This window comes from Rhodococcus sp. P4_E4, assembly GCF_056401575.1.
Genome location: NZ_JBFUJB010000011.1, coordinates 237,793 through 261,809 on the forward strand (window position 1 = coordinate 237,793; position 24,017 = coordinate 261,809).

Sequence of the window (24,017 nt, forward strand, 5' to 3'; positions counted from 1 at the left end):
CCTGGAGTCGAATCAGTTTCGTCGACAGGAGAGCACGAAGTACCGACTGACAGGTGGAACAGTGACTCGTTTGGCGCAGACGACGGGATTGACCGAAACCCAGACCGATATCGTCGGGGCGGTACGCGAGTTCGTCGATCGTGTGGTCATCCCCGCGGCGCAGGAGCTCGAACACTCCGATACGTACCCGACCGACATCGTCAAGCAGATAAAGGACATGGGTCTGTTCGGACTGACCATCGACCCCGAGTACGGGGGTATCGGCGAATCATTGCTCACCTACGCACTGTGCGTCGAAGAATTGGCCCGTGGATGGATGAGCGTGTCCGGTGTCATCAACACGCATTTCATCGTGGCTCACATGATCTCCGCGCACGGGACGCCGGAACAGAAGGCGAAGTACCTGCCACGTCTGGCGTCCGGGGAACTCACCGGCGCATTTTCCATGTCGGAACCGGCCCTGGGTTCCGATGTTGCTGCCATATCGACAAAGGCGAAGCGTACGGAGTCCGGCGATTACGTGATCACCGGCCAGAAGATGTGGCTGACCAACGGTGGTTCGTCGACGTTGGTGGCAGTCCTCGTCAAGACGGACGAGGGCGCGGAGAAGCCGCACAACAATCTGACGACGATATTGATCGAGAAGCCCGCAGGTTTCGGCGAGGTACTCCCGGGCCTGACCATTCCGGGCAAGCTCGAGAAGATGGGCTACAAGGGAATCGACACCACGGAGATGATTTTCGACGGCTTCGAGATCGGAGCCGAAGGGGTTCTCGGTGGCACTCCCGGCTTGGGATTTCGGCACATGATGGACGGCGTCGAGGTCGGCCGGGTCAACGTCGCCGCGCGTGCGTGCGGAATCGCCCAGCGCGCTTTCGAACTGGCTGTCACCTACGCCAAGCAGCGCGAGACGTTCGGCAAGCCGATCGCCGAGCATCAGGCCATCGCGTTCCGGATCGCCGAAATGGGCACCAAAGTCGAAGCGGCACATCTGATGATGGTCAACGCTGCCAGGCTCAAGGACTCGGGTGAGCGCAACGACGTCGCCGCGGGTATGGCGAAGTATCTGGCGAGTGAATTCTGCTCGGAGGTCACGCAGGACAGCTTCCGTATCCATGGTGGATACGGCTACTCCAAGGAATACGAGATCGAGCGGTTGATGCGTGAGGCGCCGTTCCTTCTGATCGGTGAAGGCACCAGCGACATCCAGAAGCAGATCATCAGCAAGGGCCTGCTTCGCACGTACAACTGAGCCGAGAAGCGGCACCGCGAACATGCGCGGTGCCGCTTTGTCGTGTCGGGTCAGCGGGTGAAGGCCAGGGTTGTCACCGGTGACCGGTTGCCGTATGCGTCAACGGCTTCGACGCGGGCTTCGTATACGGTGCCCGCTGCGGCATGGGGAATCGGAATGTCGAGGCTGTTCGGCCGTGGCATGAAGTAGAAGTCGGAGAGCACCTTCGACGAGACCACCTTCGCTCCGGTGGCTGTGTCCGTGATCTCGACGGCATAGTGATGGACCATCTGGTCGTCCTTCGCCTGCGCGATCCGTAGCGCAGTTTCACCGTTCGCTCCGGTGCTCACCGAGAGTGGGGTGGCCGTGGTGAATTCCGGTCCATTCTTGTTTCGTGCACCCGAGGTGTAGCGGAAGTTGTCCTTGATCTGCTGGTTGGTCGACCCGTCGAGTTCGACCGTCCAACCCGAGCCGCTCAGCGTGCCCGCGCTCGAGTACGGCGGCTGCCAGTTGGCTGACCACGCGCCTCCGGTGTAGATGTCGTGCTTGTCTGCCGCCATGTTGATGCGGTTGATTTCCGTGCGGTCCTGGTAGACCTCCACGAAGAGCGCTTGGGCAGTGGGTGATTCGAAACGGTTCGCGAGACCGGACTCGGTCACCATCTGGTAGCCGTGATCGATTTCGATGTACGACATCGAGCCGTCGTTGACCGCCGTGAAGTCGCGTTGATGGATCGACCGGTCGTCGTTGTTGTTCAGATGTGAGTGCCCGGAGAAGAAGATTGCCTGAGGGAAGGCGCTCAAGTCTTCGGTCAGTCGAGGGTTCGACGCCTGCTGGCCGTCCATGGCTGTGTTGCTTGCCGGCCGGTGTCCCTGGACCAGGATCGGTTTGGTCAGGTTCCCGGACTCCGCGGTTATTTCGGTCAGGCGGGACTTCAGCCAATTACGTTGCGCTGAATCATTGTTGTATGTCTCGGTGTTGACCGTGAAGAGATGGACACCGCTTACATCGGATTCGTAGTATCCGCCACCGGAATCCGGGAACCACTCCGCCGGATATCCGGCTCTGATTGCCGCGAGACTTGCATCGTGATTGCCGTTGGAGATCAGGAGTTGTGTGTCGTTCATGCCCTTCCTGGCGAGGTTTGCCTGGAAGATTTCTGCGACGATCTTGTGGTCAGGCCCCTTGCCGTCTCCGTTGTCGTTGATCATGTCGCCGTTGGAGAGGATCGCGTCGGGTTTCGGGAAGATGGAACCGATTGTGTCGAAAAAGCTTTCGTACTTCTTGTCGTTGTTCGCGTGGTCGCCGACGTGGACGTCGGACATCACGACGACCTGAGCCAGCGGCTTCTCCGAGGTCTTGATCAGGTAGCCGAACGAGACTGCCGCGCTCGCGTGATCGCCGCGGAAAGCGGCGACAGTGACGTTGGTGTCCTGTGCGATCTGCAGCGGACGTCCCGGTGTGGCAGCTTGGCTGTCGGTGGTGGGTGTCGTTCCGTCCAAGGTGTAGCGGACAGTGGCGCCGCGCTCGGCGGTGAAGGTCAGATCGACAGGGTGCTCGTACCGTCCGCCGGGGACGCTGACGCCGGGCGCTGCGGGCGGCGTGTTGTTCTCGCCCGAAGAGCTACCCCATTCGAAGGACGAACTGCCCCAGCTGGGTTCGGCTTGGGATTCGGCGGGGGCGATGCCGGGAACGGCGAGAGCCGCGGTCACGGCTGCTATCGCGATGGTCGTACGTCTCACGAGGATTCCTTGTCTTCGACGCGGTGGTTCAGACCCATCCGTAATTGGTCTGGACCAATTACGCTAGGTGGCGCCGGGTAGAAAAAGGTGTGTCCTGTATGTCCGACTAGTGAAGCGTGCATGAACACCGTCCGCGCTTGCCGGCGGTACTGTCGGCTGCGCTTATGGCAAAGTCGATGGCGTGGACCTACGTCAGATCGAGTACTTCCTTGCCGTTGCCGGTGGGGAGTCCCTGTCGACCGCTGCGCAGAATCTGTCGGTCACCAAGCCGTCGCTGTCGCAGGGTATTCGTGGTCTCGAGCGTGAACTCGGAGTCGAACTGTTTCACCGTGTCGGTCGCGGTTTGGTTCTGACGGCGGCAGGTCGGGCGTTGGTAGGGCCGGCGCGGCAGATGATGCGCAGCAGTGCGGCCGCATTCAATGTCGCGACCGGGACGGCCGACGAGCCTCGTGGGCGGCTCGACATCTGCTCCGCGGCACATGGTCTCGAAGGTCCGATCGCACGCATCGTGGCGGACTTTCGTGAGCGGTGGCCTGCTGTGACCGTTCGGGTCGGTGAACTGCCGCAGGGTGCAACGTCTGAGCAGGTGTTGGCAGACGGCGCATGTGAGGTGGTCTTCAGCTATTGGCCACCCGACATGTCGGCGCTGTCCACGAAAGTGATCGGGGTGAACGAATACTGGCTGGCAGTGCCGTCGGGGGTTCATCCTGACGTCTGGCCGAATGGTGTGAAACCCGCTGCGGGAGAGCCGGTGTCATTGACGGCTTTGCCCGATCTCCCCGTGGTGGGTGTGCTCAAACACTCGCGGGCTCGGCTTGCCATCGAGTCGTCTCTGCAGGCCGCCGGGGCCCGGACTCGGATGTCGACGGAACTGGCGCAGCGGGAGACCGTCGGCGCGTTCGTCTTTGCGGGTTTGGGTATGGCATTCATGGAGCGTTCGTTGGCCGAGAGATCGGTCGCGTCCGGCGCGGAGATATTTCCGGTGGAGCCGGCGATCTCACTGAATTACGGCATCGAGTTCGATCCGGAGACGCTCTCGCCGTTGGGCAGGCTGTTCGTGGACGGCTTGTGACGTGTGGAGACGTTCTCGATGTACGCAGACCCGGCCGGCGAGAGCGGGCCGTCGCGGTAGACCAAGATCGTCTGCCGCGTGATCGGTGGGAAAAGCGAGCGAACCTCAGATGCTGGGGAGTCTTGTTCGGCGATCGATCTGGGCAGCAGCGCGGCGCCTACACCTTGCCCGACCATTTCCCGGACGGCAAGGCGATCAGGTACTTCCACGACGACGTTGGTGAGCTCCAGATCGTCGTCGATCGAATGCCCGCGCCGAAATGTCGATGCCTCGACCACCATCGGCAGGCGCGCAACCACGGCGCGCGGAACCGGATCGGGGAGGTCTGTGGCCAGGCGAACGGGGATCGACAAGACCGTTTCCTGGGTACTCACGGCAATTTCTCGAAGCCCGTCGGAGACATCGGTACCCGGGTGGGTCTCGAGAAACCCGAGTTCACACGTGCCCGCTCTGACCAGCGCGCGCACGTCCTGTGCGTTCGGGACGGCGTTCGTGGAGAACCGAATTCCGGGCGCCGTCAGATGGAGGCGTCCGGCGACCTCTGCGACAGGGTCGATGGCAAGATCGGACTGAACAGCTATGGCGAGTTCGCCGGCGCGCAGAGCGGTTACTGCGGCCACCGCGGCTTCGGCCCGAGCAACGTCGGCGAGCAGCGCACGTGCAGAATCGGTAATTGCCAGTCCGACTGTGGTGGGAGCCAGACCGCGAGTGGTGCGCTCGAAGAGTGTGGCTCCGAGTGCTCGTTCGAGGTTGCGTACGGCCTGCGAGAGTGACGGTTGCGAGATACGCAGGACGTCCGCGGCGGCGGTGACGCTGCCGTGATCGACGACGGCGACGAGATACTGCGCGCTGCGTATGTCCATCCCGGGTGCCTGCATCTGGCAAATTCTCCCAGATGACCGGACCTTGGCGGCGGTGACTTGCTGCGACCTGCAGACATAGGTCTCAGCTATGGCTCTGTGCGCCTTCTCGTCTTTGTGGCGCAGGCCATAGCGATGATCGACTGTTCCAGTACCACCGACCGCGGTTCGTGCTCGGTGAGTACCTGGAACACAGGAGCGTGATGTGAGCGAGCTTCACCTACCCAACCGGATACGCCACTCGGCGTCGACACGGCCGTCCGATCCGGCGATCACGTGCGGCGACCGAACTTTGACATGGGCTGAGCTGGATGGCGAGACCAGTACCTTGGCGAGCGCGCTGGCAGAAGTGACCGCTGCCGGTGCTCGCGTCGGTGCGCTACTGCGGATGGGGCTCGAAGGTGCGGAAACCTTCATCGCGTGTGCGAAGGCAGGCGCTGTGTTCATCCCGTTGAACTGGCGGCTCAACCCACTCGAACTCGTCGACATCGCCGAGGATGCGGAGCTCGACGTCTTGATCGTCGATGACGAGTTCGCCGCGGGGGCGGCGGCGATGTCCGCAGCGTTGCCGGAGATCGAGGTCATAACCGTGGGAGCTGCAGGGGGCCTGCCGGATTCGCGAACCTGGGCGGAGTTCGTGGCCTCCGGGAACGGCGTCGACCCCGGACATGGGCACGATCCGGACGCAGCAGTTCTGCAGCTGTACACGTCCGGGACAACCGGCCGGCCCAAGGGCGTCGTGGCCACGCACCGGAATCTGTACAACGAGCCCGAGGGGTTCGATGTCTACGAATTCGGTTCGAATGCAGTCGCACTCGACGCACTTCCCCTCTTTCACATCGCCGGCGCCGGCTGGATGAGTACGTGCTTGTCGGCCGGAGTGCCATTGGTGCTGCTCGGAGACATGGCGCCGGCTCGGGTCGCTGATGCCATCGCGACTCACCACGTCACCCACGCATTTCTGGTGCCTGCCGTCATTCAGACGCTGGTAGATCTGCCCACTCTCGACAGTTTCGATCTGACCAGCCTGGAGGTGGTCGCCTATGGGGCGTCGCCGATCACTCCGGCACTCCTCGCTCATGCGATGACTGTCTTGAACTGCAAATTCGTCCAGCGATACGGGATGACCGAGACAACGGGTTCGGTATCCGTCCTTCGTGCCTTCGACCATCATGTGAGCGGTCCGCGTTCGGAGTTGCTCCGCTCGGCGGGAAAACCGATGATCGGCGTCGAGATCTCCATTCGAGACGTCACAACTGGTGAGGTATTGCCGCCCAACAAATCCGGTGAGATCGTTGCGCGCAGCAGAAACAACACTCGCGGGTACTGGCGACGTGACCGAGAGACCGCGGAACTGTTCACTCAGGACGGCTTTCTCCGAACAGGCGACGCCGGCCATTTGGACGACGAGGGGTATCTGTTCGTCACCGACCGCCTCAAGGACATGATCATCACCGGCGGTGAGAACGTCTATCCGATCGAGGTGGAATCCATTCTGGCCGAACACCCCTCGGTTGCCGAGGTCGCGGTGGTCGGGGTTCCGGACAAGCGCTGGGGTGAATCCGTCACCGCGGTGGTCAAACTGGTCGACGGTGCCGACGTGCCGAGCGTCGACGAGTTGATCGCGTTCAGCACAGCGAAGTTGGCGTCGTACAAGAAACCTCGCCAGATCCATTTCGTGGACTCCTTGCCTCGCAACGCGAGCGGGAAACTGCTCAAGTCGAGCCTGCGGACCATGCTGAACGCGAGCGGAGAAGCATCATGATCGTGACCGAAGACGTCGGTGTCGCACAACGTGAGGCGTGGGCGAACAAAGTCCTTCCACCGGTGGAACAGGTGCGGGACGGACTGTGGTCGATCCCTGTTCCCATGCCGGACAACCCTTTGCGTTACGTGCTCGTCTACGCACTCGCGCTCGACGACGGACTTGCCCTCATCGACGTCGGTTGGGATCACGAACAGTCGTGGCAGGCTCTCGTCGACGGCATAGCATCGATCGGATACCACGTTTCCGAAGTGCGCTATGCGGCAATCACGCACCTGCATCCCGATCACTTCGGTCTGGCGCCGCGTCTTCGGCAGGTCAGCGGCGCAACGCTTGCGATGCACGTGGCCGACGCGACGCTCCTCGGATACCACGGTCCCGAGCAGACCCGCGACGACATCAGTGGCTGGAACCTGCAATTGTCCGAACTCGGCGCACCGGCCGAAGTGCTCGACGCGTCTCGGGTCGACCTGGTGCGGTTCGCTGAGCACGAAACCATCGACATTGTTCTGGGAGATGGTGATTCACTCGATCTTCCCGGGTGGAATCTCCGGGCTCAGTGGACACCGGGGCACACTCCCGGACATCTCTGCTTCGTGGAAGAGGACAGAGGCTTGTTGTTCAGCGGCGATCACATGCTGCCGAGGATCAGCCCGAACATCTCCACGATTCCCGGTGAACTCGAGAACCCGCTTCATCGTTATCTTCTCTCGCTCGAGGCGACGACAACACTGGGCGAGTGCGAAGTGCTTCCGGCACATGAATATCGATTCCGTGGGATCGCCGATCGTGCACGTCAATTGATGGGGCACCACGAGGAGCGATTGGCGGAGATCGTGGCTGCGGTTCAGGATGAGCCCGAATCCACGGCCTGGGAACTCTCACGCACGATCTCCTGGTCTCGCCCGTTCGAACAGATGTCGCCGCGACTACTTCGCTTGGCAGTCCGCGAAACCCATGCTCATCTCGTTGTTTTGGCCAAGCGGGAGATCGTGACACCGTCCGGCGGCACACCCGTGCGCTGGAGCATTCGCGCGCAGTGACCTTTCAAGAATCTCATCACGGAAGTAGGAACCGAACATGAGCGTCGTGCTCACCGACTTCGCCGAGGGCGTTGCCGTCATCACCCTCAATCGTCCCGAGGCCAAGAACGCGGTCAATCTCGAACTTGCCGAAGCCTTGGCTGCGGCCATCGACGAGTTCGAGGAACGGGCCGATCTCACCATCGGCATTCTGACCGGAGCTGGTGGAACCTTCTGCGCTGGTATGGATCTCAAGGGATTTGCGCGAGGGGAACGGCCATCGCTGCCCGGTCGTGGTTTTGCCGGTCTGACCGAGGCTCCGCCGTCGAAGCCGCTGATCGCAGCCGTCGAGGGGTGGGCCCTCGCCGGCGGGTGCGAACTGGCGTTGGCAGCCGATCTGATCGTGGCGTCCACCGACGCGAAATTCGGCTTGCCCGAGGTGAAGCGGGGACTTGCCGCGGCCGCCGGTGGCCTTCTGCGTCTGCCCAAGATCCTCCCGTATCAGTTGGCCATGGAAATCGCGATCACCGGGGATCCGCTCAGTGCCACCGTGGCGCATCATCACGGCTTGGTCAATCGGCTCGCCGAACCTGGACAGGCGCTGACCGTCGCACGCGAGCTTGCGGCCCGAGTAGCGGCAAACGGTCCACTGGCTGTTCGCGCGACCAAGCAGGTACTGGCAATGTCCGCCAAGTACACCGATCCGGATGCCTTTGTCGCGCAACGCGAATTCATCGATCCGGTCTTCACCTCACGTGACGCCAAGGAAGGTGCAACGGCGTTTGCCGAGAAGCGCTCTCCCGTGTGGAGTGGCTCATGAGTGCCGAGACGATCGAGCGCGCGGCCGTAAGCATCGAACGTGACGGTGCTGTCGCGACGATTGTTCTCTGTCGGCCGCACCGCCGCAACGCTCTCGATCTCGACGCCTGGATCGCACTACGTGAAGCAGTCCTCGAACTTCAAGAGGATTCGCAGATTCGCTCTGTGATCCTGACCGGCGCGGACGGGACCTTCTGTGCGGGCTCCGATCTGGACAAACGCGGCTCGTCGCACCCTCTCGATCGCATGCGTGTCATCAACGCAACGGCCATCGCACTGGGTGAGTTTCCCAAGCCTCTGGTGGCGAAGGTCGACGGGTTTGCCGTCGGAGCCGGATGGAACATGGCGTTGCTCTGCGACTTCGTCGTGGCAGCCAAGGGTGCGAAGTTCAGCCAGATCTTCGCCAAACGGGGGTTGTCTGTCGACTTCGGGGGTTCGTGGATCCTGCCGAGACTGGTCGGCCTCCAGCAAGCGAAGCGACTGGTGATGCTCGCCGAGACGATCGACGCACAGGAAGCCTACGAACTCGGGCTGGTGACCTATCTGGTCGAGCCGGGTGAACTGGACGAACACACGTCGAAGCTTGCGCAGCGGCTCGCTGACGGTCCGCCAGCCGCACTGAGTCAGTCTGCCGCCATGCTCGAACGTCACACCTCACTCTCGTTGCGGGAAGCCTTGGACAACGAGGCGAGGGCGCAAGCGGTCAATTTTGCGACGGATGCTACCGACGCGGTTCGTGCCTTCGTGGAAAAGCGGGAGCCGGTCTTCACCGGAGAGTGGGCCGTACCAGGGCTAACTCGATTGGAGTGAGCGTCGGATCGCTGGTCGTATGATGGATGAGTGGATCTGCACTTCGTTACCTACTTCGTCGCTGTTGTCGACCACGGTGGGATAACGAAGGCCGCTCAGGCTCTCTACATTTCGCAGCCCTCGCTGTCACAGGCAATTCGCACGCTCGAGCGTCGACTCGGCGCCACGCTGTTCGATCGGACCGGTAGGCGGTTGGTTCTTACCGACGCGGGCCGCACCTTCGATCTCGCGGCCAGGAGAATCCTTGCCGACGTCGAGCGCGCGAAGGCTAAAGTGACCGCCGTTCGCGAACTCGAGTTCGGCCGGGTGGACGTCGTCTCGTACTCGGCGTTCTCCATCGATCCGATGGTCGAGTTGGTTCGTCGATTCCGGGCCAACTTTCCGAAGATCGTCGTGCGCGTCCTCGACACGTACGGCCCGGCCGGGGTCGACAATGCGTTACGGCGAGGGTCGGCCGAGGTCGGCGTCACCGATCTGAGTATCGGGTACGAAGGTTTGGTCACGGCTCCGATTGCCGCCCAGGAGTTGGTACTCGCCACCCATGCGTCGTTGTCCGGCCGGCTTGCAACGCCGTTGGCGGATCCGGTTCCGCGAACGCTCTTGCACAGTTTGCCGCTGGTGGTCGATCTCGGTGATCAATCGAATCAGTTCCGGGGTCTACTCAGCGAAGGCGCCGAGAACGTAGTCGTGGACTGTGTCCACCCTGTGACCACGTGGGAACTCGTGCGTCGAGGGATCGGCGCCACCGTCGTGCCGAGAAGGGTTGCACAGCAGCAGATGACAGACGTCTGCGCCTTCTCCTTCGATCCGCCGCTGACACGCGACGTCGGCATCGTCTATCGCTCGGGCGAGCAATCCCCGGCCGCCGCCGCATTCATCGCGACGGCTGCGGAAATGGCCACCTCCGCCGTTCCGTCCAAGGAAGAGGAGTGAACTGTGGAGTTCCGGCAGATGGAGTACTTCCTCGCGGTTGTCGAAAACAAGGGGATCAACGGCGCCGCAGCTGCTTTGGGAGTTGCTCAGCCGACCGTGTCACAAGCGTTGCGCGGGCTCGAACGTGAACTGGGAGTGCGGCTTTTCCATCGCATCGGGCGCGGCATGGTGCTCAGTGCGGCCGGTCGCAGCCTGGTCGGCCCGAGTCGACAGGTTTTGCGAGACGTAGCTGCGGCGGCTGAACAGTTGACGGCATCCGATGGCGCCATCGTCGGTCGCCTCGACATCATGGCTTTCCCTGCACTGACCTCGGGGACGATCGTCGATCTGATTGCGGAGTTCTGTCGACGGTATCCGCAAGCACGAGTCAGATTCTCGGAACTCGAGCGTGAGGACAATCTGGAAAGTCTCATCAGGGACGGCCACTGTGAATTCGCGGTGGCTCATCTGCCTCTCGAAGCGGGCGAAGGGCTCGAGATCGTCGAATTGGGGGAGCAGGAGTACCGCCTGGTCTACCCGGCGGGAACCGAACTACCCGAGGGGCCGGTACGCCTCTCGGAAATGCCGGACATTCCCATGGTATTCGTTCCTCGCGGGGCAGCGATGGGTGACGCGATCGAAGATTCGATCCGAAAGGCCGGTACCAGAACGGAACTCGCGGTGGTGACCGAGCAACGGGAGTCGCGGCTCCCGATGGTCATCGCCGGGCTCGGCGGTTCGTTGGTCGAGCGCTCGGTGGCGAAATCGATGCCTGGTCAGGTCGTGGAACGGGCCTGCGAGCCGAGATTCCTGCGTGCGTACGGTCTCGCCTTCGACCCCTCGACGTTGTCGCCGGTGGGACAGGTATTCGTGAACCTGATCCACGAGTACCTGTCCGACGAATCCCTGTCCGACGAACACCGGTCACAGCACTAGAGTCGGCAGATGCGTTCTCGAGCGGCAGCGTACTCGGCGGCGAGACGCTCTACTACTGCATGCGTCGGAAGTACGGCGTCGATCGCTCCGATGCCCTGTCCGGCGCCCCAGATGTCACGCCACGCCTTGGTATCGGTGTCGGTTGTCGCGAAACTCATTGCGGAAGGATCGGATTCGGCTAGGTTGTCGGGATCCAAGCCGGCGGCAACGATGCTGCCCCGCAGGTAGTTTCCGTGTACTCCGGTGAACAGGTTGGAGTAGACGATGTCGGAGGCCCCTGAACCCACGATCATCTCCTTGTACGCAGGATCCGCGTTAGCCTCTTCGGTTGCGATGAAAGCTGATCCGACGTATGCCAAATCGGCTCCGGCCGCGAGCGCAGCGAGAATCGAATCACCATGAGCGATGGCACCTGACAACAGCAGTGGACCGGCGAACCACTCACGAATTTCCCGAATCAGGGCAAACGGCGACTGCCTACCGGCATGACCACCGGCCCCGGCAGCTACCGCGATCAGTCCGTCGGCGCCCTTCTCGATCGCCTTGCGTGCAAAGCGATTGTCGATGACGTCGTGAAGAACGATTCCACCGTATGCGTGGACGGCGTCGTTGATGTCGGTGCGAGCGCCGAGGGACGTGATGACGATCGGAACCTCGAACTCGGCGATGGTCGCCAGGTCCTCTTCCAGGCGGTTGTTGGACCGGTGGACGATGAGGTTGACGGCAAATGGCGCCGACGGATTCTCCGGGTGCTCACGATCATGTTCCTCACGAGCCACGGTGATCAGTTTGAGCCAATCCCGAAGTGCCGACTGCGGACGAGCATTCAGTGCCGGGAAGGACCCGATGATCCCAGCGGTGCACTGCGCGATGACGAGGTCAGGAGTCGAGATGATGAACATCGGTGAAGCGAGAACAGGGACACGCAATTGCGACGTCAGGTCTGCGAAGGTCGTCACCTGGAACCGCCTTTCTGATCGACGGATTCGAGAAGTCTCGAGCGGAGGTCGGTCTTGAGGACCTTACCGGCAGCCGATGTCGGAAGGAGTTCTACCTCGACGACCTCGCGAATCTTCTTGTACGGCAGCACCTGCTCGGCGACAAACGCCTTGATCTGCTCGGCGTCGAACTCGGCGCCCGGAATCATCACCACGAAGGCTACGGGCTCCTGGCCGTTGCTCCCCACTTCACGGCCGACAACCGCGGCAGTCGAGATCGCCGGGTGCGAAACCAGAATCTCTTCGAGTTCACGCGGATAGACGTTGTACCCCTTGTAGATGAGCATGTCCTTCGCCCGGTCACAGATGAAGAGGTATCCGTCCGAGTCCAGGTACGCGATGTCACCCGTGTCCAACCAGCCGTCGACGAACTGTTCTGCGGTGGTTTCCGGGTGTCCGAGATAGCCGTCGGTGACCTGAGGCCCACGCACCCACAGTTCGCCGCGTTCGTTCTCGCCCAGAACGGTCTTCCGGTCCAGCTGATCGCGAATCTGGATTTCGGTGTCGAAAATCGGGAGGCCGACGCTGCTCTGCCGGTATTCCGAGCCGTTGATCAGCGGAGCTGCCGTGACCACACAGGTGGCCTCGGTCAGCCCGTACCCCTCGACGACGAGCGCTTTGGGAAATGCCCGGCGGAGTGCGGCGAGCGTGACGCTGTCGATCGGGGCAGCGCCCGAAGATACGACGCACACGCTGTCGGTGTTGCGCACCGTAGCGTCGGGATGAACCGACAGTGCATGCCACATGGCAGGAGACCCGGTGAGATAGGTGGCCTCGTGCTTTTCGATCAGCTCGAGCATCCGGCCGGGTTCGAACCGACCGGCAAATACCTGGGTGAGACCGGAAATCAACAGGAACGACGTGTTGAGCAACGAATGTGCGTGGAAGAGAGGTGAGACCACGATGGTCGCCCCTGTTCCCGGCGTCGGACCGAGCACGTCGAGGCCGTCGATGCGTCGAGGCGTGACGAGACCGTCCGGACCTGCCTCCAACTCGTGCCCGGTTCTCCACCCACACATCTGCGTGATGTTGCCGACGACGTTGCGGTGAAGAACACGAACACCTTTGGATACTCCGGTGGTTCCGCCGGTGAACGCGATGTGTGCGATGTCGTCGCTTCGGACGGAGGCAGGGGTGAATTCGGTGGGTAGATCGGCGATGAAGGCGTCGAACGCGACGACCGACTCCGGTGTGTCGAGCGCACCCTCGGTGTCCTGGACCATCACGATCGTACGTACGGAGGTTCCTGAAGAGGCCGCGAGCAGTGTGTGCAGCTGCGAACTCTGAGTGACCGCAGCAACGGCGGACGTCTCCTCGATCTGCTTGCGCAGTCCAAGTTCTGGCTGCAGCGGATTGACCAATGTAACGGTCGCCCCGGCCTGCAGGCAGCCGTAGTAGGCCTGGAGGAACTCGACGCAGTTGCCGAGGTGTAGCAACACGACATCGCCGACGCCGACCCCGGCCTGCCGCAGTGCGCCGGCGAATTGTGCACTGCGCTGACCGAGTTCGCGGAACGTGCACGTGCGCTCGCCGTCCACGACGGCGAGGCGATCACCGTAGAGCGCCGCCATGCTGGGTGCCCAGTAGGCCATGGTGGTGTCCGGGTAGTGCATGTTGTGGCGCAGTTGTGGATTGGCGATCACGCTGATGCCCGTCACCGGGGAGCCATTCGGATAGCGCCGTCGAGTCTGATGGTTTCGCCGTTGAGATAGCCGTTCTCGAGCATCGAGACGGCCAGCTGGCCGAACTCGTCCGGGCGACCCAGCCGTGAGGGGTTGGGAACCGAGGCTTCGAGGGCCGTGCGCACATCTTCGCGCAGGCGCGCCAGCAGGGGAGTGTCCATGATGCCGGGAGCAATGGTGTTGACGCGGATTCCGCGGCTGGCGAGATCGCGGGCAGCGGTGACCGTCATACCGACGATGCCGGCTTTGGACGCCGTGTAGTTGATCTGACCGATCTGACCTTCGAATGCTGCGACCGACGCCGTCATGATGATGGCTCCTCGCTCACCATCCACGGCATCGAGTTCTGCCATCCGCTCGGCGCCGAGACGGAGTGCGTTGAACGAACCGACAAGATTCAGTTTGACGACGAACTCGAAATCTTCGACCGATCCGGCTTTTCCGTCCTTGTCGAGAATGCGCATGCGACGCCCGGCACCCGCGCAGTGGACGACGCCGCGAAGGCCGCCGCGCTCGTGCGCCGCGTCGAGTGCTTCGGCGAATTGTTCGCTGTCGGTGACGTCGGCCGGGGCGAATTGCGCGGCAGCTCCGAGATCGGCCGCCACCTGCTTACCGTCGGACGAAGGCAGATCGATCAACGTGACCTGCGCTCCGGCGTCGAGCAGCCGTCGAGCGGTTGCCAGGCCGAGACCTGAAGCGCCGCCGGTGATCGCGGTGGAAAGTCCCTCGAGTTTCATGAATCAATTCTTCTTTCCTGCTGGATGACGTGTCGGCCCGAAAGCGTTGTCGGGTCAGATCAATTCGAGAATGGTCGCATTGGCCATGCCGCCGGCCTCACACATCGACTGGAGACCGTATCGAATTCCGTTGTCGCGCATGTGATGTGCCAGGCGAGTCATCAAGATCGCACCTGATCCGCCGAGTGGGTGGCCGACCGCGATAGCGCCGCCGAGCGGATTCACACGATCGATGGCTGCGCCGGTTTCAGCCTGCCAGGCGAGCGGGACGGGGGCGAATGCCTCGTTGATCTCGAAGGCGCCGATGTCGTCGATGGACAATCCGGAGCGATCCAGTGCCTTTGCGGTGGCGGCAATCGGACCGGTGAGCATGATGACCGGGTCGTCGGCTGCGACCACTGCGGTGTGAATACGAACGAGCGGCTTCCAACCGCGTGCCCGGGCGTACTCGCTGGTCGTGACGAGTGTGGCGCCCGCCCCGTCGGAGATCTGAGAAGAGTTGCCGGCGTGGATGACACCGTCGGCGTCGAAGGCCGGGGGCAACTTCGCGAGCGACTCCAGACTTCCACCTCGCCGAATGCCTTCGTCCTGGGACAACCCGGCGATCGGAGTGATCTGCCCGGTGAATGCTCCAGCATCGGTGGCGCTGGCCGCGAGCTCGTGTGAGCGGAGGGAATATTCGTCCAGAGCCGTTCGGGTGAGTGCCCATTTCCGGGCCATCATCTCGGCGCCGGTCCCCTGGCTGAAACTGTCCACACCGTAGCGTTCGAGTACCGAAGGCGGGAAATGCTCACCGTTCTTGCTGGCGGTTCCCATCGGAACTCGCGACATCGATTCGACGCCTCCGGCTACGACCACGTCGTTCTGACCGGCGATGACGGTGGCCGCAGCAAAGGAAACTGCCTGCTGGCTCGATCCGCAGGCCCGGGTCAATGTGACGCCGGGAACGCTGTCGGGCCAGCCGGCGGCGAGTGCCGCTGTGCGGGCGATGCTTCCGGCCTGTTCGCCGACCTGACTGACGCATCCCCAGATCACGTCGTCGACCGTGGCCGCGTCGAGTCCGGTCCGTTCAGCGAGTGCACGCAGTACATGTGCGGACAGTTCGGCCGGATGGATCTCCGAGAGGGCGCGTCCTCGACGGCCGATCGGTGTACGTACTGCGTCGACGATGACGGCATCTCGCATGTATCTCTCCTGCTGTTCGTGCCCGGTGTTGCGATTGTGCGGTCGGGGCGTGCCTCGAGTCGATCACGAGCGGGTCGACCCGGCAATGTCTTTCGGTGAATGGCTTTGTTAGCGAATGGCTATACGTGGAGCATTCAGCCGCGGATGAGCTTGCGATCGCGCTCGGGATTGGCGAAGACGAGGACCAGAACCGCGGCGACGACTCCGATGATGCCGATTGCCTGGAAGGACTGGGCGTAACCGTCGGCCGGGGTTGCTGCGTTGTCCACGATGACTCCCGTTGCGTAGGGAGCAATCAGGCCGCCGATCGACATGATGGCGAGGAAGAATCCCATGGTGCCTGCAGTCTGCTGCGGCGGGCACAGTTCGGAGATCGCAGCGTTGATGAGCGGGAAGGTGATTGCCGAGAATCCGTAGCCGATCGAGACCATGGCGACAGCGACGATGGGAGTGGAGATCTGTGGCAGGAACAGGAGAATCGATCCGCAGATCAGAACGCCGACGCAGGGAACGATGACGCGAACCGTGCGAGAGGTGAAGCCGCGGCCGATCAACTTGTCCGTGACGGAACCGGAGGTGATCATGAGGACGAGGCCGACGATCGAGGGCAGTGCGAACATCGAACCGGCTTGCATCGCACTGTATCCGAGGCCGACCTCGAAGTACGACGGCAACCAGGTGAGAACGACGGTGGTCAGTGCGTAGATGGTGGCGATGAGGAAGCAGCAGCTGACGAAGGTGCGGGAGAGCAGGATCTTGCGCCACGGAACGTTGGGCTCGGTGACTGCCTTCGTTGCCGTCCCGGTCGCCTCGGTTGCTTCTGTATCTGCAGTCTTGGTCGCCTTGACGGCCTTGCTCGTGTACGGGCCTTCGGACCAACCGGCCAGCCAGCAACCCATCCACACGAGTCCGAGGACAGAGAGCGAGAGAACCGCTGCGCGCCAGCCGTAGTGAACGGCGATGAAGGTCAGTACGGGCGCGAGGGCGATCTTCGCGACGGAGGCGGATCCGGCGAGCATTGCACCGGGAAGGCCGCGCTTGGCCGGCGGGTGCCACGAGTACGCGGCGGTGTGCATCAGCGCCGAGCTGGGGCCTTCGGCAAATCCGAGGAGCATGCGCGAGACGATCAACATCGCGAGGCTGGCACCGAGAACGAGGGGGAGCATGACCACGGACCAGATTGCGGCCAGGATCAACAGAGCCCAACGTAGGGTCAGGTACTTGTTGAGCGGTCCGGCGAGAAATCCGCCGATGCAGAACATCAGGAAGAACAGCGAGCCGACCATGCCGATTTGCGAAGACTTCAGTCCGAGCTCGCGAGCGAGGGGCTGAGCGATGATTCCGAGGACTGCTTTGTCCGCGTAGTTGACGATGTAGAGGAAGACGACGAGCCCGGTCATCGTCCACGCACGCTTGCGGGTACCGAAGACGGGGACTGCTGACGAATCTGGCGTTGCTGTTGCTTCGGGCTGGACGTCGTTACGCTGTGGCGCGATGGGGGTCACGTGGCGTCCCTTCGAGACTGGTGGGCGGATGCGATCGTGCTCGAAGCGCGGCCTCGAAGCGATCGGTGGTGTTGTGTTTGCCGGCTGACCCATTCAACGTGTTCTGGATCACTTTGAGCAATGTCGCGTCGATGATCGGAACGATAGCGGTTGCCTATGTATCGCAGGTCAGGCCATATTGGTACGCCCTATCGGACGCATAGCCGATGAGTGTTGGATCGAATACGGAACGTTGAGGCAAGGTGAGATCAGGATCACCCTGTTCCCTTGACCGACTGGAGTTCATACATGCAGCGCACCGTGTTCAACGAGGATCACGAGGCATTCCGGGCTACCGTCCGCGATTTCATCGCGAAGGAAGTAACCCCGGTCCACGAGAAGTGGGAAGAGGACGGTCACCCGCCCCGTGACTTCTACCGACGACTCGGAGAGCTTGGCGTACTCGGAATTCAGGTGCCGGAGGAATACGGCGGAGGCGGCGAGAAGTCGCTCAAGTTCAACGTCGTCGTCGCTGAGGAGGTTGCTGCCGCCGGGGCGTCTTTCGGCTCGCAGTCGGTGCATACGAACCTGATCCTGCCCTACCTGCTCGAGTACGCGAACGACGAGCAGAAGAGCCGCTGGTTGCCGGGCTTCGCCTCCGGCGATCTGATGTTCGCGATTGCGATGACCGAACCGGGAACAGGGTCGGATCTGGCGAACATCGCGACGACGGCCAAGCTGTCGGAGGACGGTACGCACTACGTGGTCAATGGTTCCAAGACGTTCATCACCGGCGGGGTACTTGCCGATCGCGTCCTGGTAGTGTGCCGCACCGCGCCGAGCACAGCGGAGAACCGACGCACCGGGTTGTCGATCCTGGTGGTCGACACGTCGTCGCCCGGATACTCGGTGGGGCGCAAGATCAACAAGATCGGTCTCAAGACCTCCGACACTGCGGAGCTTTCGTTTGTCGACGTACAGGTGCCCGTCGAGGACCGGCTCGGAGAAGAGGGCGACGGATTCAGCTATCTGACCCACAACCTGGCTCAGGAGCGGTTGACCATCGCTTTCGGAGCGGCCGCCACTGCCAGTGCAGCGCTTCGCTTTGCCATCGACTACGTCAAAGACCGCAAGGTGTTCGGTAAGCCCGTCGCGGCATTCCAGAACACCAAATTCGTTCTGGCCGAATGTGCTACCGAGGTTGATGCCATCCAGCTGGTGTCCGACAACGCACTCGAATGTCATGACCGCGGCACTCTGACGATTCCCGACGCCGCGAAGGCGAAACTGTTCTGCACCGAGGCAGCAGGTCGAGTTATCGACAAGTGCCTCCAATTGCACGGCGGGTACGGCTACATCACCGAGTATCCCATCGCGCGTCTTTACGCAGACACGCGTGTCACACGAATCTACGGTGGCACAAGTGAAGTCATGAAGACCATCATCGCGAAGGATCTTGGTCTCTGACGCACTCTCGACATGTTTTCGGCCTCGGAACATTTGTTCTGATCAGCAGTGGTTCCGAGGACATCCGCGAGCACCGCAATCGAATCGCCGCCGACCTCGGAGGCCGGTCCGGTGCTCAGGTGTGCGCCGTCGAACGAGGCTGGGTTCGCGGCAGCCAGATAACTTCCGATTCGAGGCTGATCGAGTGCGGAGAACATCGGGTTCTTCTCCAGTTCACCGGAATTCACCACTTCATCGAAACTGCGGTACCTCTCGAACAGAACCGACGATGTGTCCAGCGCTGCAGCGATCTCGGCGCCGCTGTGTTCCCGGAACCAATGTGAGAACAGAGCAGTGAGTACCTCTCGATGACGGTAGCGGTCTGCTTCGGTGGAGAAGTCGGCTCCGAGTGCAGCTTCGACAGCGTCGACAGCCGCCGTGGTGCCGGTGACCGACGCAAGGTCGCGGAAATGGCGGGTAGTGAGTGCAACGATCATGAACCGTTCGTTGTCGCGGGAGACGAAATCGATTCCGTACGTGCCGTAGACGGCGTTTCCGCCGGACTCGCGACTGCGACCGTTCACTTGGACTTCGGTGAGGTAGCCGAGGGTTCCCGCGGTGGCCAATGCGACGTCTTCGAGTGGCAGCGTGATCTGCGTGCCGTGTCCGGTCGAGTCACGTTGGCGCACTGCGGCAGTGATCGACAGAGCGGCGTAGAGCCCGCAGGCGACGTCCCAGGCGGGCAGTGCGTGGTTGACAACTCCGGCGTAGTCGGCGGGGCCGGTGATCTGTGGAAATCCCAACGCGGCGTTGACCGTGTAATCGACCCCGGGGCTGCCGTCGCGGCGTCCGAGAACCTCGAGGGTGATGACGTCGCTACGCAACTGGGCCAGGGAGTCGTGGCTCATCCAGGTGCGACCGCCGGCATTGGTGACCAGGATTCCGCCGCCAGGTCCCGGAGCCGTGACGAGTTGGCGAATCAGTTCTTGACCGCGCTCGGCGCGCATGTCCACTGACAGTGACCGTTTGCCTTTGTTGAGTCCGGTCCAGTAGATGCTTTCACCCGTGTCGGTGACGGGCCAGCGTTTGTAATCGGAGGCACCTCCGATCGGGTCGATGCGGATCACCTCGGCGCCGAGCTGGGAGAGAGTCAGTCCGCACAGGGGCGCGGCGACAAAGCTCGAGACCTCGACGACGCGAAGCCCGGACAGCGGGCCTTGGGTCTGAGTCATCTGTGGTCCTCCGTGGTAGATGAGTGTGCGATCATGCCATCAACACGGTGAAACGCCAGTCGAGAACCGGAGTCTGTGTTGCAGAAGCATTGTGGGAGAACACGAGTGAACGCAGTTGCATTGCGGTTCCGTGTTCAAGGGGCGACGAACTTTCGACGTGCAGTTCGCTCGTGAGGGTATCGCCCTCGTGAACGGGCCCGGTGTGATCGCACGAGTGCCATCCGAGAACCGTCACCACGTTGGGCAGAGCGCGAGTTGCCTGGGCAAGTGCAATTCCGATGGTGTGGCCGCCGTAGACGAGGCGACCGTGGGCGCCGACGCGATCGTCGTGGTGCGTCGCTGCGATGTTCAAGCTCAGCCGGGCAAGTTCGGGTGCACTGGAGACGACGTCGCCGCTGCTGTGGAAGACGGAGCCCACCAAGTCGGAATCGAAGTGCCTGCCGGGTACCCGATCTCGATATGTGTCGAGGTCCCAACCGTCAGGTGATACGTACGGCGCAGGTTCGGACGGACCGATCACGGAGAGGTCGTCGGCGTGGCGAGTTCTCGTCTCGATCGGGTCGGGGCTCAGGGGGAGCATGGCGCAGCGATAGAAGTCGAGGACCGTGTTGCCATTCTGATCAGCAGACGTCATCCGTAGCGCGGCAAGTCCGGTGGCGCCGCGTCCCGGCTTGGCCGAGTTCTCGCGCAGACCGACAACCTCGGTGCGCGTGTACAGGGTGTCACCGAGTGCCGGGAAACGGTGGAATCGCAGTCCGCGGTAGAAGAGGTTTGCCTTGACGTGGTGTGTGACCACGGTTGACTGGCTGATGGCGACGTCGGTGACCAGTCCTGGATTCGCCACTGGTGCAGCGGAACCTGTGACGCTCGACGACAAGTGTGCGTCGAGAGGCAAGCGCATGCGGTCACCGAGGATCGCCTGATGGGAGGCGGCGAGTCCACTGGTCAACGTCACCGCTGGTGCTTCGTCGAAGATCTGACCGTGGGTGAGTTCGTCGAAGTACGGTCCTCCTACGTAGTGCTCGCTCATACGGTGACTCCTTCGGCTCGGGCAAGCGTACGACGCGCTGCCACGGCCACTGCTTCGTCGAGCATTTGGCCGTCGAGCTGGGCGGCGCCGGAACCCAGGGTTTCGGCTTCTTCGAGTGCGGTCAACACCCGTCTGGCGTCATTGACGGCGTCGTCCGAAGGAGTGAATGCGGTAGTGGCCGAGTCGATCTGCGCCGGGTGGATGACCCATTTACCGTCGAACCCGAGAGCGCTGGTCCAGTGCGCGGCGCGGCGGAAGGCGTCGTCGTCGGTGATGCCGAGAAAGGGTCCGTCGATGGCGGCGACGCCGGCTGCGCGGCAGGCGATCAGGATTCTGTCCTGGACGGCAAGCCAGTGTTCGGGCAGTGCCGAGCGTGAGCGACCCAGCGCTGCACCGAGATCTGCGTATCCGATGATCGCGGCCTGCAGACGAGGAGTCGCGCGGGCGATGGAGTCGGCATTCTGGACGCCGAGCGGAGTTTCGATCAGGGCTTGCAGGGTGGTGTGGTGCCCACCGGCAGCGAAGAGGATGTGCTCGGCCTCGAGGAGTTCGTCGGCGGACTCGACCTTCGGGACGATCACGCTCGTCAGCGATTCTCCGAGGGTGCCGCAGGCGATCAGGTCGTCGCGGGCCCATGGTGTGGTGAGGCCGTTGATTCGGACCGAGATGGTGCGCGCCTTACCGAACTCGTGCACCAAGGAGCTCACGAGGGTTCGCGCCAGGTCCTTGTTCGCCGAAGTGACGGCATCTTCGAGGTCGAGAATCACCTCGTCTGCGTTCGAAGAGAGTGCCTTGCGGGCCTTGCGCTCGTCTGAACCCGGAGCGACCAGGGACGCGCGGCGTCTGGTCGCGCGGTAGTGGTTCTCGTCCATAGTGTGTCGATTACCTCGATCTGGTGATCAAATGTACGGCCAGTTGCGAAATAGATGTGCTGCCGTGAACGGCGTCGATGTGCAGCGAACTGCCTCGATGCTGGCAGTTGCTGCGTATCGATGTCAAGGCGCGGTATTGACATTGCGCGAACAATATCGAAATATGGCCGTACAAACTTATTTCAAGTCGAGGCGGATTCATGCTCAAGCTCAACGACGAAGAGACATTCCTGATCGAAACCGTGCGCCGGTTCGTCGACCGAGAGGTCAAGCCCACGGTCCAGGAGGTGGAGCACGCGAACGAGTATCCCGAGAAGTGGATCGATCAGATGAAGCAGATCGGGATCTACGGCCTCGCGATTCCCGAGGAGTACGGCGGATCGCCGGTGTCCATGCCCTGTTATGCGCAGGTGACGCAGGAACTGTCGCGCGGATGGATGTCCCTGGCAGGAGCGATGGGCGGACACACAGTGGTTGCCAAGCTCATCTCGCTGTTCGGTACCGAAGAGCAGAAGGTGAAGTACCTGCCGCGAATGGCAACCGGCGAGATCCGGGCAACGATGGCCCTCACCGAGCCCGGCGGTGGCTCCGATCTGCAGGCCATGACGACCAACGCCAAGAGCGACGGCACTGATCTGGTCGTCAACGGCGCCAAGACATGGATCACCAATGCCCGCCGATCCGGCGTGATCGCATTGCTGTGCAAGACCGATCCAAGCGCAAGCCCTCGTCATGCGGGCATCTCGATTGTTCTCGTCGAGCACGGCGAAGGGCTGACCGTGTCCCGCGACCTCCCGAAGCTCGGATACAAGGGCGTCGAGAGCTGTGAACTGTCCTTCGACAATTACCGCATCGCCGAGTCGGCCATTCTGGGCGGCACTCCCGGAAAGGGTTTCGGGCAGATGATGAAGGGGCTCGAGACCGGCCGTATCCAGGTGGCTTGCCGTGCACTGGGCGTCGCCACGGCTGCACTCGAGGATTCACTTGCGTACGCGCAGCAGCGCGAGAGCTTCGGCCAGCCGATCTGGAAGCACCAGTCGATCGGCAACTACCTCGCCGACATGGCAACGAAGCTGACGGCCGCACGGCAGCTGACGTGGCACGCGGCACAGATGTACGACAGCGGCGAGCGGTGCGACATGGAGGCAGGCATGGCCAAGCTGTACGCCTCCGAAGTGGCGATGGAAATCGCGTTGTCCGCCGTCCGCATCCACGGCGGTTACGGCTACTCGACGGAGTACGACGTCGAGCGGTATTTCCGTGATGCGCCACTGATGATCGTCGGGGAGGGAACCAACGAAATTCAGCGCAACGTGATCGTTTCGCAGCTGGTTGCCCGCGGCGGTCTGTGACGGACCGGTGAGCAAGTAGGATCATGTCGCTATGAGCGGTAAGGAAAGAGAGACGGAGCCGGCGTACCAACGCCTCTCTCGTGAGCTTCGTCAGCAGATCTCTGCCGGTACCTACCGCGACGGCATTCAACTGCCCACCGAATCCGAACTGGCGCAGCATCACGGCGTGAGTCGGCAGACGGTCCGCCGAGCCTTTCACGATCTTGTTGCCGAGGGCATCGTGTACCGAGTACCCGGGCGCGGGACTTTCGTGACCGAGAACAGCGGCCGCTATCTCCGTCATCTCGGATCCATCGAAGATCTCATGAACCTTTCGCGGGACACGACGATGGAAGTGGTGTCACCGCTGCAACGGCGCGTGGACATCGAGGCGGCCAGTCGGCTTCGGCTCGACACCGACGTCGTGTACACCGTGGTCTTCCGACGGATACACGAGGGAGTTCCGTTCGTGCAGACGACGGCGCATCTGCCGGAGGCGATCGCGCGGCAGATCATCGACCTGCCCGCCATGGCGGCCGGTGCGGTGAGCGCCAATACGGTGATCGGCCTGCTGGAACCGCTGATCGACAGTCCGATTGTCGAAGCAGCACAATCGATCACGGTGTCCCCGGCAACGGCAGACGTTGCCAGGGACGTCGATTGCGAGATCGGCCACGCCATGTTGCGGGTGGACCGTTTGTACTCCAACGCCCAGGGCGTTGCCAACGAGTTGTCGGTGAGCTATTTCTTGCCGGAGCAGTACACGTATCGGGTCACGCTGCGCCGCGGCGCACATTAGCGCTGCGCCGGGGCGCACATTAACGCTGCACTTTTCTTTGCTGTTCAACACC

General features: G+C 62.4%; 21 protein-coding genes. 11 read left to right on the forward strand and 10 right to left on the reverse strand.

Annotated features, from left to right (window positions below):
• Positions 1 to 61: 61 nt before the first annotated feature.
• On the forward strand, positions 62 to 1,252 hold the full coding sequence (locus AC1DVN_RS14585) for an acyl-CoA dehydrogenase family protein (RefSeq protein WP_477993961.1): 1,191 nt from the start codon (positions 62 to 64) through the stop codon (positions 1,250 to 1,252).
• A gap of 50 nt (positions 1,253 to 1,302) precedes the next feature.
• On the opposite strand, the gene AC1DVN_RS14590 is transcribed toward AC1DVN_RS14585, so the two are convergent.
• Positions 1,303 to 2,973 (reverse strand): chitobiase/beta-hexosaminidase C-terminal domain-containing protein, encoded by a 1,671-nt coding sequence (locus AC1DVN_RS14590; RefSeq protein WP_477993962.1) that lies wholly within the window; start codon positions 2,971 to 2,973, stop codon positions 1,303 to 1,305.
• A gap of 181 nt (positions 2,974 to 3,154) precedes the next feature.
• Here AC1DVN_RS14590 and AC1DVN_RS14595 point away from each other — a divergent pair, with 181 nt between their 5' ends.
• Entirely contained in the window at positions 3,155 to 4,045 is an 891-nt protein-coding gene (locus AC1DVN_RS14595; RefSeq protein ID WP_020970870.1) for a LysR family transcriptional regulator, read from the forward strand.
• Here AC1DVN_RS14595 and AC1DVN_RS14600 read toward each other — a convergent pair.
• The gene (locus AC1DVN_RS14600) at positions 3,979 to 4,923 is read right to left on the reverse strand and encodes a LysR family transcriptional regulator (protein ID WP_021345613.1); all 945 of its coding nucleotides are present in this window, start codon (positions 4,921 to 4,923) and stop codon (positions 3,979 to 3,981) included. The genes AC1DVN_RS14595 and AC1DVN_RS14600 overlap by 67 nt on opposite strands.
• Positions 4,924 to 5,110: 187 nt before the next feature.
• Between AC1DVN_RS14600 and AC1DVN_RS14605 the strand changes: the two genes are divergently transcribed.
• From AC1DVN_RS14605 to AC1DVN_RS14630, 6 genes are read left to right on the forward strand one after another with little or no spacing between them, the layout of a single operon-like run.
• Positions 5,111 to 6,670 carry a long-chain-fatty-acid--CoA ligase gene (locus AC1DVN_RS14605; protein ID WP_046379331.1) on the forward strand — a complete coding sequence of 520 codons (1,560 nt, stop codon included), beginning with the start codon at positions 5,111 to 5,113 and terminating at the stop codon, positions 6,668 to 6,670.
• Positions 6,667 to 7,713: an MBL fold metallo-hydrolase gene (locus AC1DVN_RS14610; RefSeq protein ID WP_003940131.1), complete on the forward strand. Its 1,047-nt coding sequence runs from the start codon at positions 6,667 to 6,669 to the stop codon at positions 7,711 to 7,713. The genes AC1DVN_RS14605 and AC1DVN_RS14610 overlap by 4 nt, the downstream gene beginning before the upstream one ends.
• A 37-nt stretch (positions 7,714 to 7,750) precedes the next feature.
• Complete coding sequence (locus tag AC1DVN_RS14615) at positions 7,751 to 8,512, forward strand: crotonase/enoyl-CoA hydratase family protein (RefSeq protein WP_020909221.1); 762 nt, start codon at positions 7,751 to 7,753, stop codon at positions 8,510 to 8,512.
• A complete protein-coding gene (locus AC1DVN_RS14620; RefSeq protein WP_047888317.1) occupies positions 8,509 to 9,321 on the forward strand; it encodes an enoyl-CoA hydratase/isomerase family protein in 813 nt (270 codons plus the stop codon). The genes AC1DVN_RS14615 and AC1DVN_RS14620 overlap by 4 nt, the downstream gene beginning before the upstream one ends.
• 30 nt (positions 9,322 to 9,351) lie before the next feature.
• Positions 9,352 to 10,254: a LysR family transcriptional regulator gene (locus AC1DVN_RS14625; RefSeq protein ID WP_019745405.1), complete on the forward strand. Its 903-nt coding sequence runs from the start codon at positions 9,352 to 9,354 to the stop codon at positions 10,252 to 10,254.
• A gap of 3 nt (positions 10,255 to 10,257) precedes the next feature.
• On the forward strand, positions 10,258 to 11,169 hold the full coding sequence (locus AC1DVN_RS14630; RefSeq protein WP_021331933.1) for a LysR family transcriptional regulator: 912 nt from the start codon (positions 10,258 to 10,260) through the stop codon (positions 11,167 to 11,169).
• Here the strand turns inward: AC1DVN_RS14630 and AC1DVN_RS14635 are convergent.
• The 5 genes from AC1DVN_RS14635 to AC1DVN_RS14655 all read right to left on the reverse strand — a co-directional run bounded on the left by AC1DVN_RS14635 (position 11,166) and on the right by AC1DVN_RS14655 (position 17,369).
• A complete protein-coding gene (locus AC1DVN_RS14635) occupies positions 11,166 to 12,071 on the reverse strand; it encodes an NAD(P)H-dependent flavin oxidoreductase (RefSeq protein WP_153211945.1) in 906 nt (301 codons plus the stop codon). The two genes, AC1DVN_RS14630 and AC1DVN_RS14635, sit on opposite strands and share 4 nt — an antisense overlap.
• Before the next feature lie 53 nt (positions 12,072 to 12,124).
• Entirely contained in the window at positions 12,125 to 13,780 is a 1,656-nt protein-coding gene (locus AC1DVN_RS14640) for a class I adenylate-forming enzyme family protein (protein ID WP_050654636.1), read from the reverse strand.
• 41 nt (positions 13,781 to 13,821) lie between these two features.
• Positions 13,822 to 14,586: an SDR family NAD(P)-dependent oxidoreductase gene (locus tag AC1DVN_RS14645; RefSeq protein ID WP_007729494.1), complete on the reverse strand. Its 765-nt coding sequence runs from the start codon at positions 14,584 to 14,586 to the stop codon at positions 13,822 to 13,824.
• 54 nt (positions 14,587 to 14,640) lie between these two features.
• Positions 14,641 to 15,771 carry a thiolase family protein gene (locus AC1DVN_RS14650; protein ID WP_477993963.1) on the reverse strand — a complete coding sequence of 377 codons (1,131 nt, stop codon included), beginning with the start codon at positions 15,769 to 15,771 and terminating at the stop codon, positions 14,641 to 14,643.
• A 134-nt stretch (positions 15,772 to 15,905) separates the two neighbouring features.
• On the reverse strand, positions 15,906 to 17,369 hold the full coding sequence (locus tag AC1DVN_RS14655; RefSeq protein WP_176450530.1) for an MFS transporter: 1,464 nt from the start codon (positions 17,367 to 17,369) through the stop codon (positions 15,906 to 15,908).
• A gap of 195 nt (positions 17,370 to 17,564) precedes the next feature.
• Between AC1DVN_RS14655 and AC1DVN_RS14660 the strand changes: the two genes are divergently transcribed.
• A complete protein-coding gene (locus AC1DVN_RS14660; protein WP_020970861.1) occupies positions 17,565 to 18,722 on the forward strand; it encodes an acyl-CoA dehydrogenase family protein in 1,158 nt (385 codons plus the stop codon).
• On the opposite strand, the gene AC1DVN_RS14665 is transcribed toward AC1DVN_RS14660, so the two are convergent.
• From AC1DVN_RS14665 to AC1DVN_RS14675, 3 genes are read right to left on the reverse strand one after another with little or no spacing between them, the layout of a single operon-like run.
• Positions 18,665 to 19,933, reverse strand: coding sequence for a CoA transferase (locus tag AC1DVN_RS14665; RefSeq protein ID WP_477993964.1), 1,269 nt, complete (start codon positions 19,931 to 19,933; stop codon positions 18,665 to 18,667). The genes AC1DVN_RS14660 and AC1DVN_RS14665 overlap by 58 nt on opposite strands.
• Before the next feature lie 31 nt (positions 19,934 to 19,964).
• On the reverse strand, positions 19,965 to 20,963 hold the full coding sequence (locus AC1DVN_RS14670; RefSeq protein ID WP_477993965.1) for a MaoC family dehydratase: 999 nt from the start codon (positions 20,961 to 20,963) through the stop codon (positions 19,965 to 19,967).
• Positions 20,960 to 21,835, reverse strand: a complete 876-nt coding sequence (locus AC1DVN_RS14675; RefSeq protein WP_259116637.1) for an HpcH/HpaI aldolase/citrate lyase family protein — start codon at positions 21,833 to 21,835, stop codon at positions 20,960 to 20,962. Before AC1DVN_RS14675 ends, AC1DVN_RS14670 begins: the two co-directional genes overlap by 4 nt.
• A gap of 200 nt (positions 21,836 to 22,035) precedes the next feature.
• On the opposite strand from AC1DVN_RS14675, the gene AC1DVN_RS14680 reads away from it, so the two are divergent.
• Positions 22,036 to 23,187, forward strand: coding sequence for an acyl-CoA dehydrogenase family protein (locus AC1DVN_RS14680; protein WP_019745395.1), 1,152 nt, complete (start codon positions 22,036 to 22,038; stop codon positions 23,185 to 23,187).
• Positions 23,188 to 23,218: 31 nt separating this feature from the next.
• Positions 23,219 to 23,965, forward strand: coding sequence for a GntR family transcriptional regulator (locus AC1DVN_RS14685; protein WP_003940169.1), 747 nt, complete (start codon positions 23,219 to 23,221; stop codon positions 23,963 to 23,965).
• Positions 23,966 to 24,017 lie beyond the last annotated feature (52 nt).

What these genes read in the sequence shown, in the direction of transcription:
- AC1DVN_RS14610 (WP_003940131.1), top strand. Translation starts at nt 6,667, where the DNA reads ATGATCGTGACCGAAGACGTCGGTGTCGCACAACGTGAGGCGTGGGCG.
- AC1DVN_RS14615 (WP_020909221.1), top strand. Translation starts at nt 7,751, where the DNA reads ATGAGCGTCGTGCTCACCGACTTCGCCGAGGGCGTTGCCGTCATCACC.
- AC1DVN_RS14680 (WP_019745395.1), top strand. Translation starts at nt 22,036, where the DNA reads ATGCTCAAGCTCAACGACGAAGAGACATTCCTGATCGAAACCGTGCGC.
- AC1DVN_RS14620 (WP_047888317.1), top strand. Translation starts at nt 8,509, where the DNA reads ATGAGTGCCGAGACGATCGAGCGCGCGGCCGTAAGCATCGAACGTGAC.
- AC1DVN_RS14675 (WP_259116637.1), bottom strand. Translation starts at nt 21,835, where the DNA reads ATGGACGAGAACCACTACCGCGCGACCAGACGCCGCGCGTCCCTGGTC.
- AC1DVN_RS14670 (WP_477993965.1), bottom strand. Translation starts at nt 20,963, where the DNA reads ATGAGCGAGCACTACGTAGGAGGACCGTACTTCGACGAACTCACCCAC.
- AC1DVN_RS14640 (WP_050654636.1), bottom strand. Translation starts at nt 13,780, where the DNA reads ATGCACTACCCGGACACCACCATGGCCTACTGGGCACCCAGCATGGCG.
- AC1DVN_RS14650 (WP_477993963.1), bottom strand. Translation starts at nt 15,771, where the DNA reads ATGCGAGATGCCGTCATCGTCGACGCAGTACGTACACCGATCGGCCGT.
- AC1DVN_RS14600 (WP_021345613.1), bottom strand. Translation starts at nt 4,923, where the DNA reads ATGCAGGCACCCGGGATGGACATACGCAGCGCGCAGTATCTCGTCGCC.
- AC1DVN_RS14665 (WP_477993964.1), bottom strand. Translation starts at nt 19,933, where the DNA reads ATGACTCAGACCCAAGGCCCGCTGTCCGGGCTTCGCGTCGTCGAGGTC.
- AC1DVN_RS14635 (WP_153211945.1), bottom strand. Translation starts at nt 12,071, where the DNA reads ATGTTCATCATCTCGACTCCTGACCTCGTCATCGCGCAGTGCACCGCT.
- AC1DVN_RS14655 (WP_176450530.1), bottom strand. Translation starts at nt 17,369, where the DNA reads ATGGGTCAGCCGGCAAACACAACACCACCGATCGCTTCGAGGCCGCGC.
- AC1DVN_RS14645 (WP_007729494.1), bottom strand. Translation starts at nt 14,586, where the DNA reads ATGAAACTCGAGGGACTTTCCACCGCGATCACCGGCGGCGCTTCAGGT.
- AC1DVN_RS14660 (WP_020970861.1), top strand. Translation starts at nt 17,565, where the DNA reads ATGCAGCGCACCGTGTTCAACGAGGATCACGAGGCATTCCGGGCTACC.
- AC1DVN_RS14685 (WP_003940169.1), top strand. Translation starts at nt 23,219, where the DNA reads ATGAGCGGTAAGGAAAGAGAGACGGAGCCGGCGTACCAACGCCTCTCT.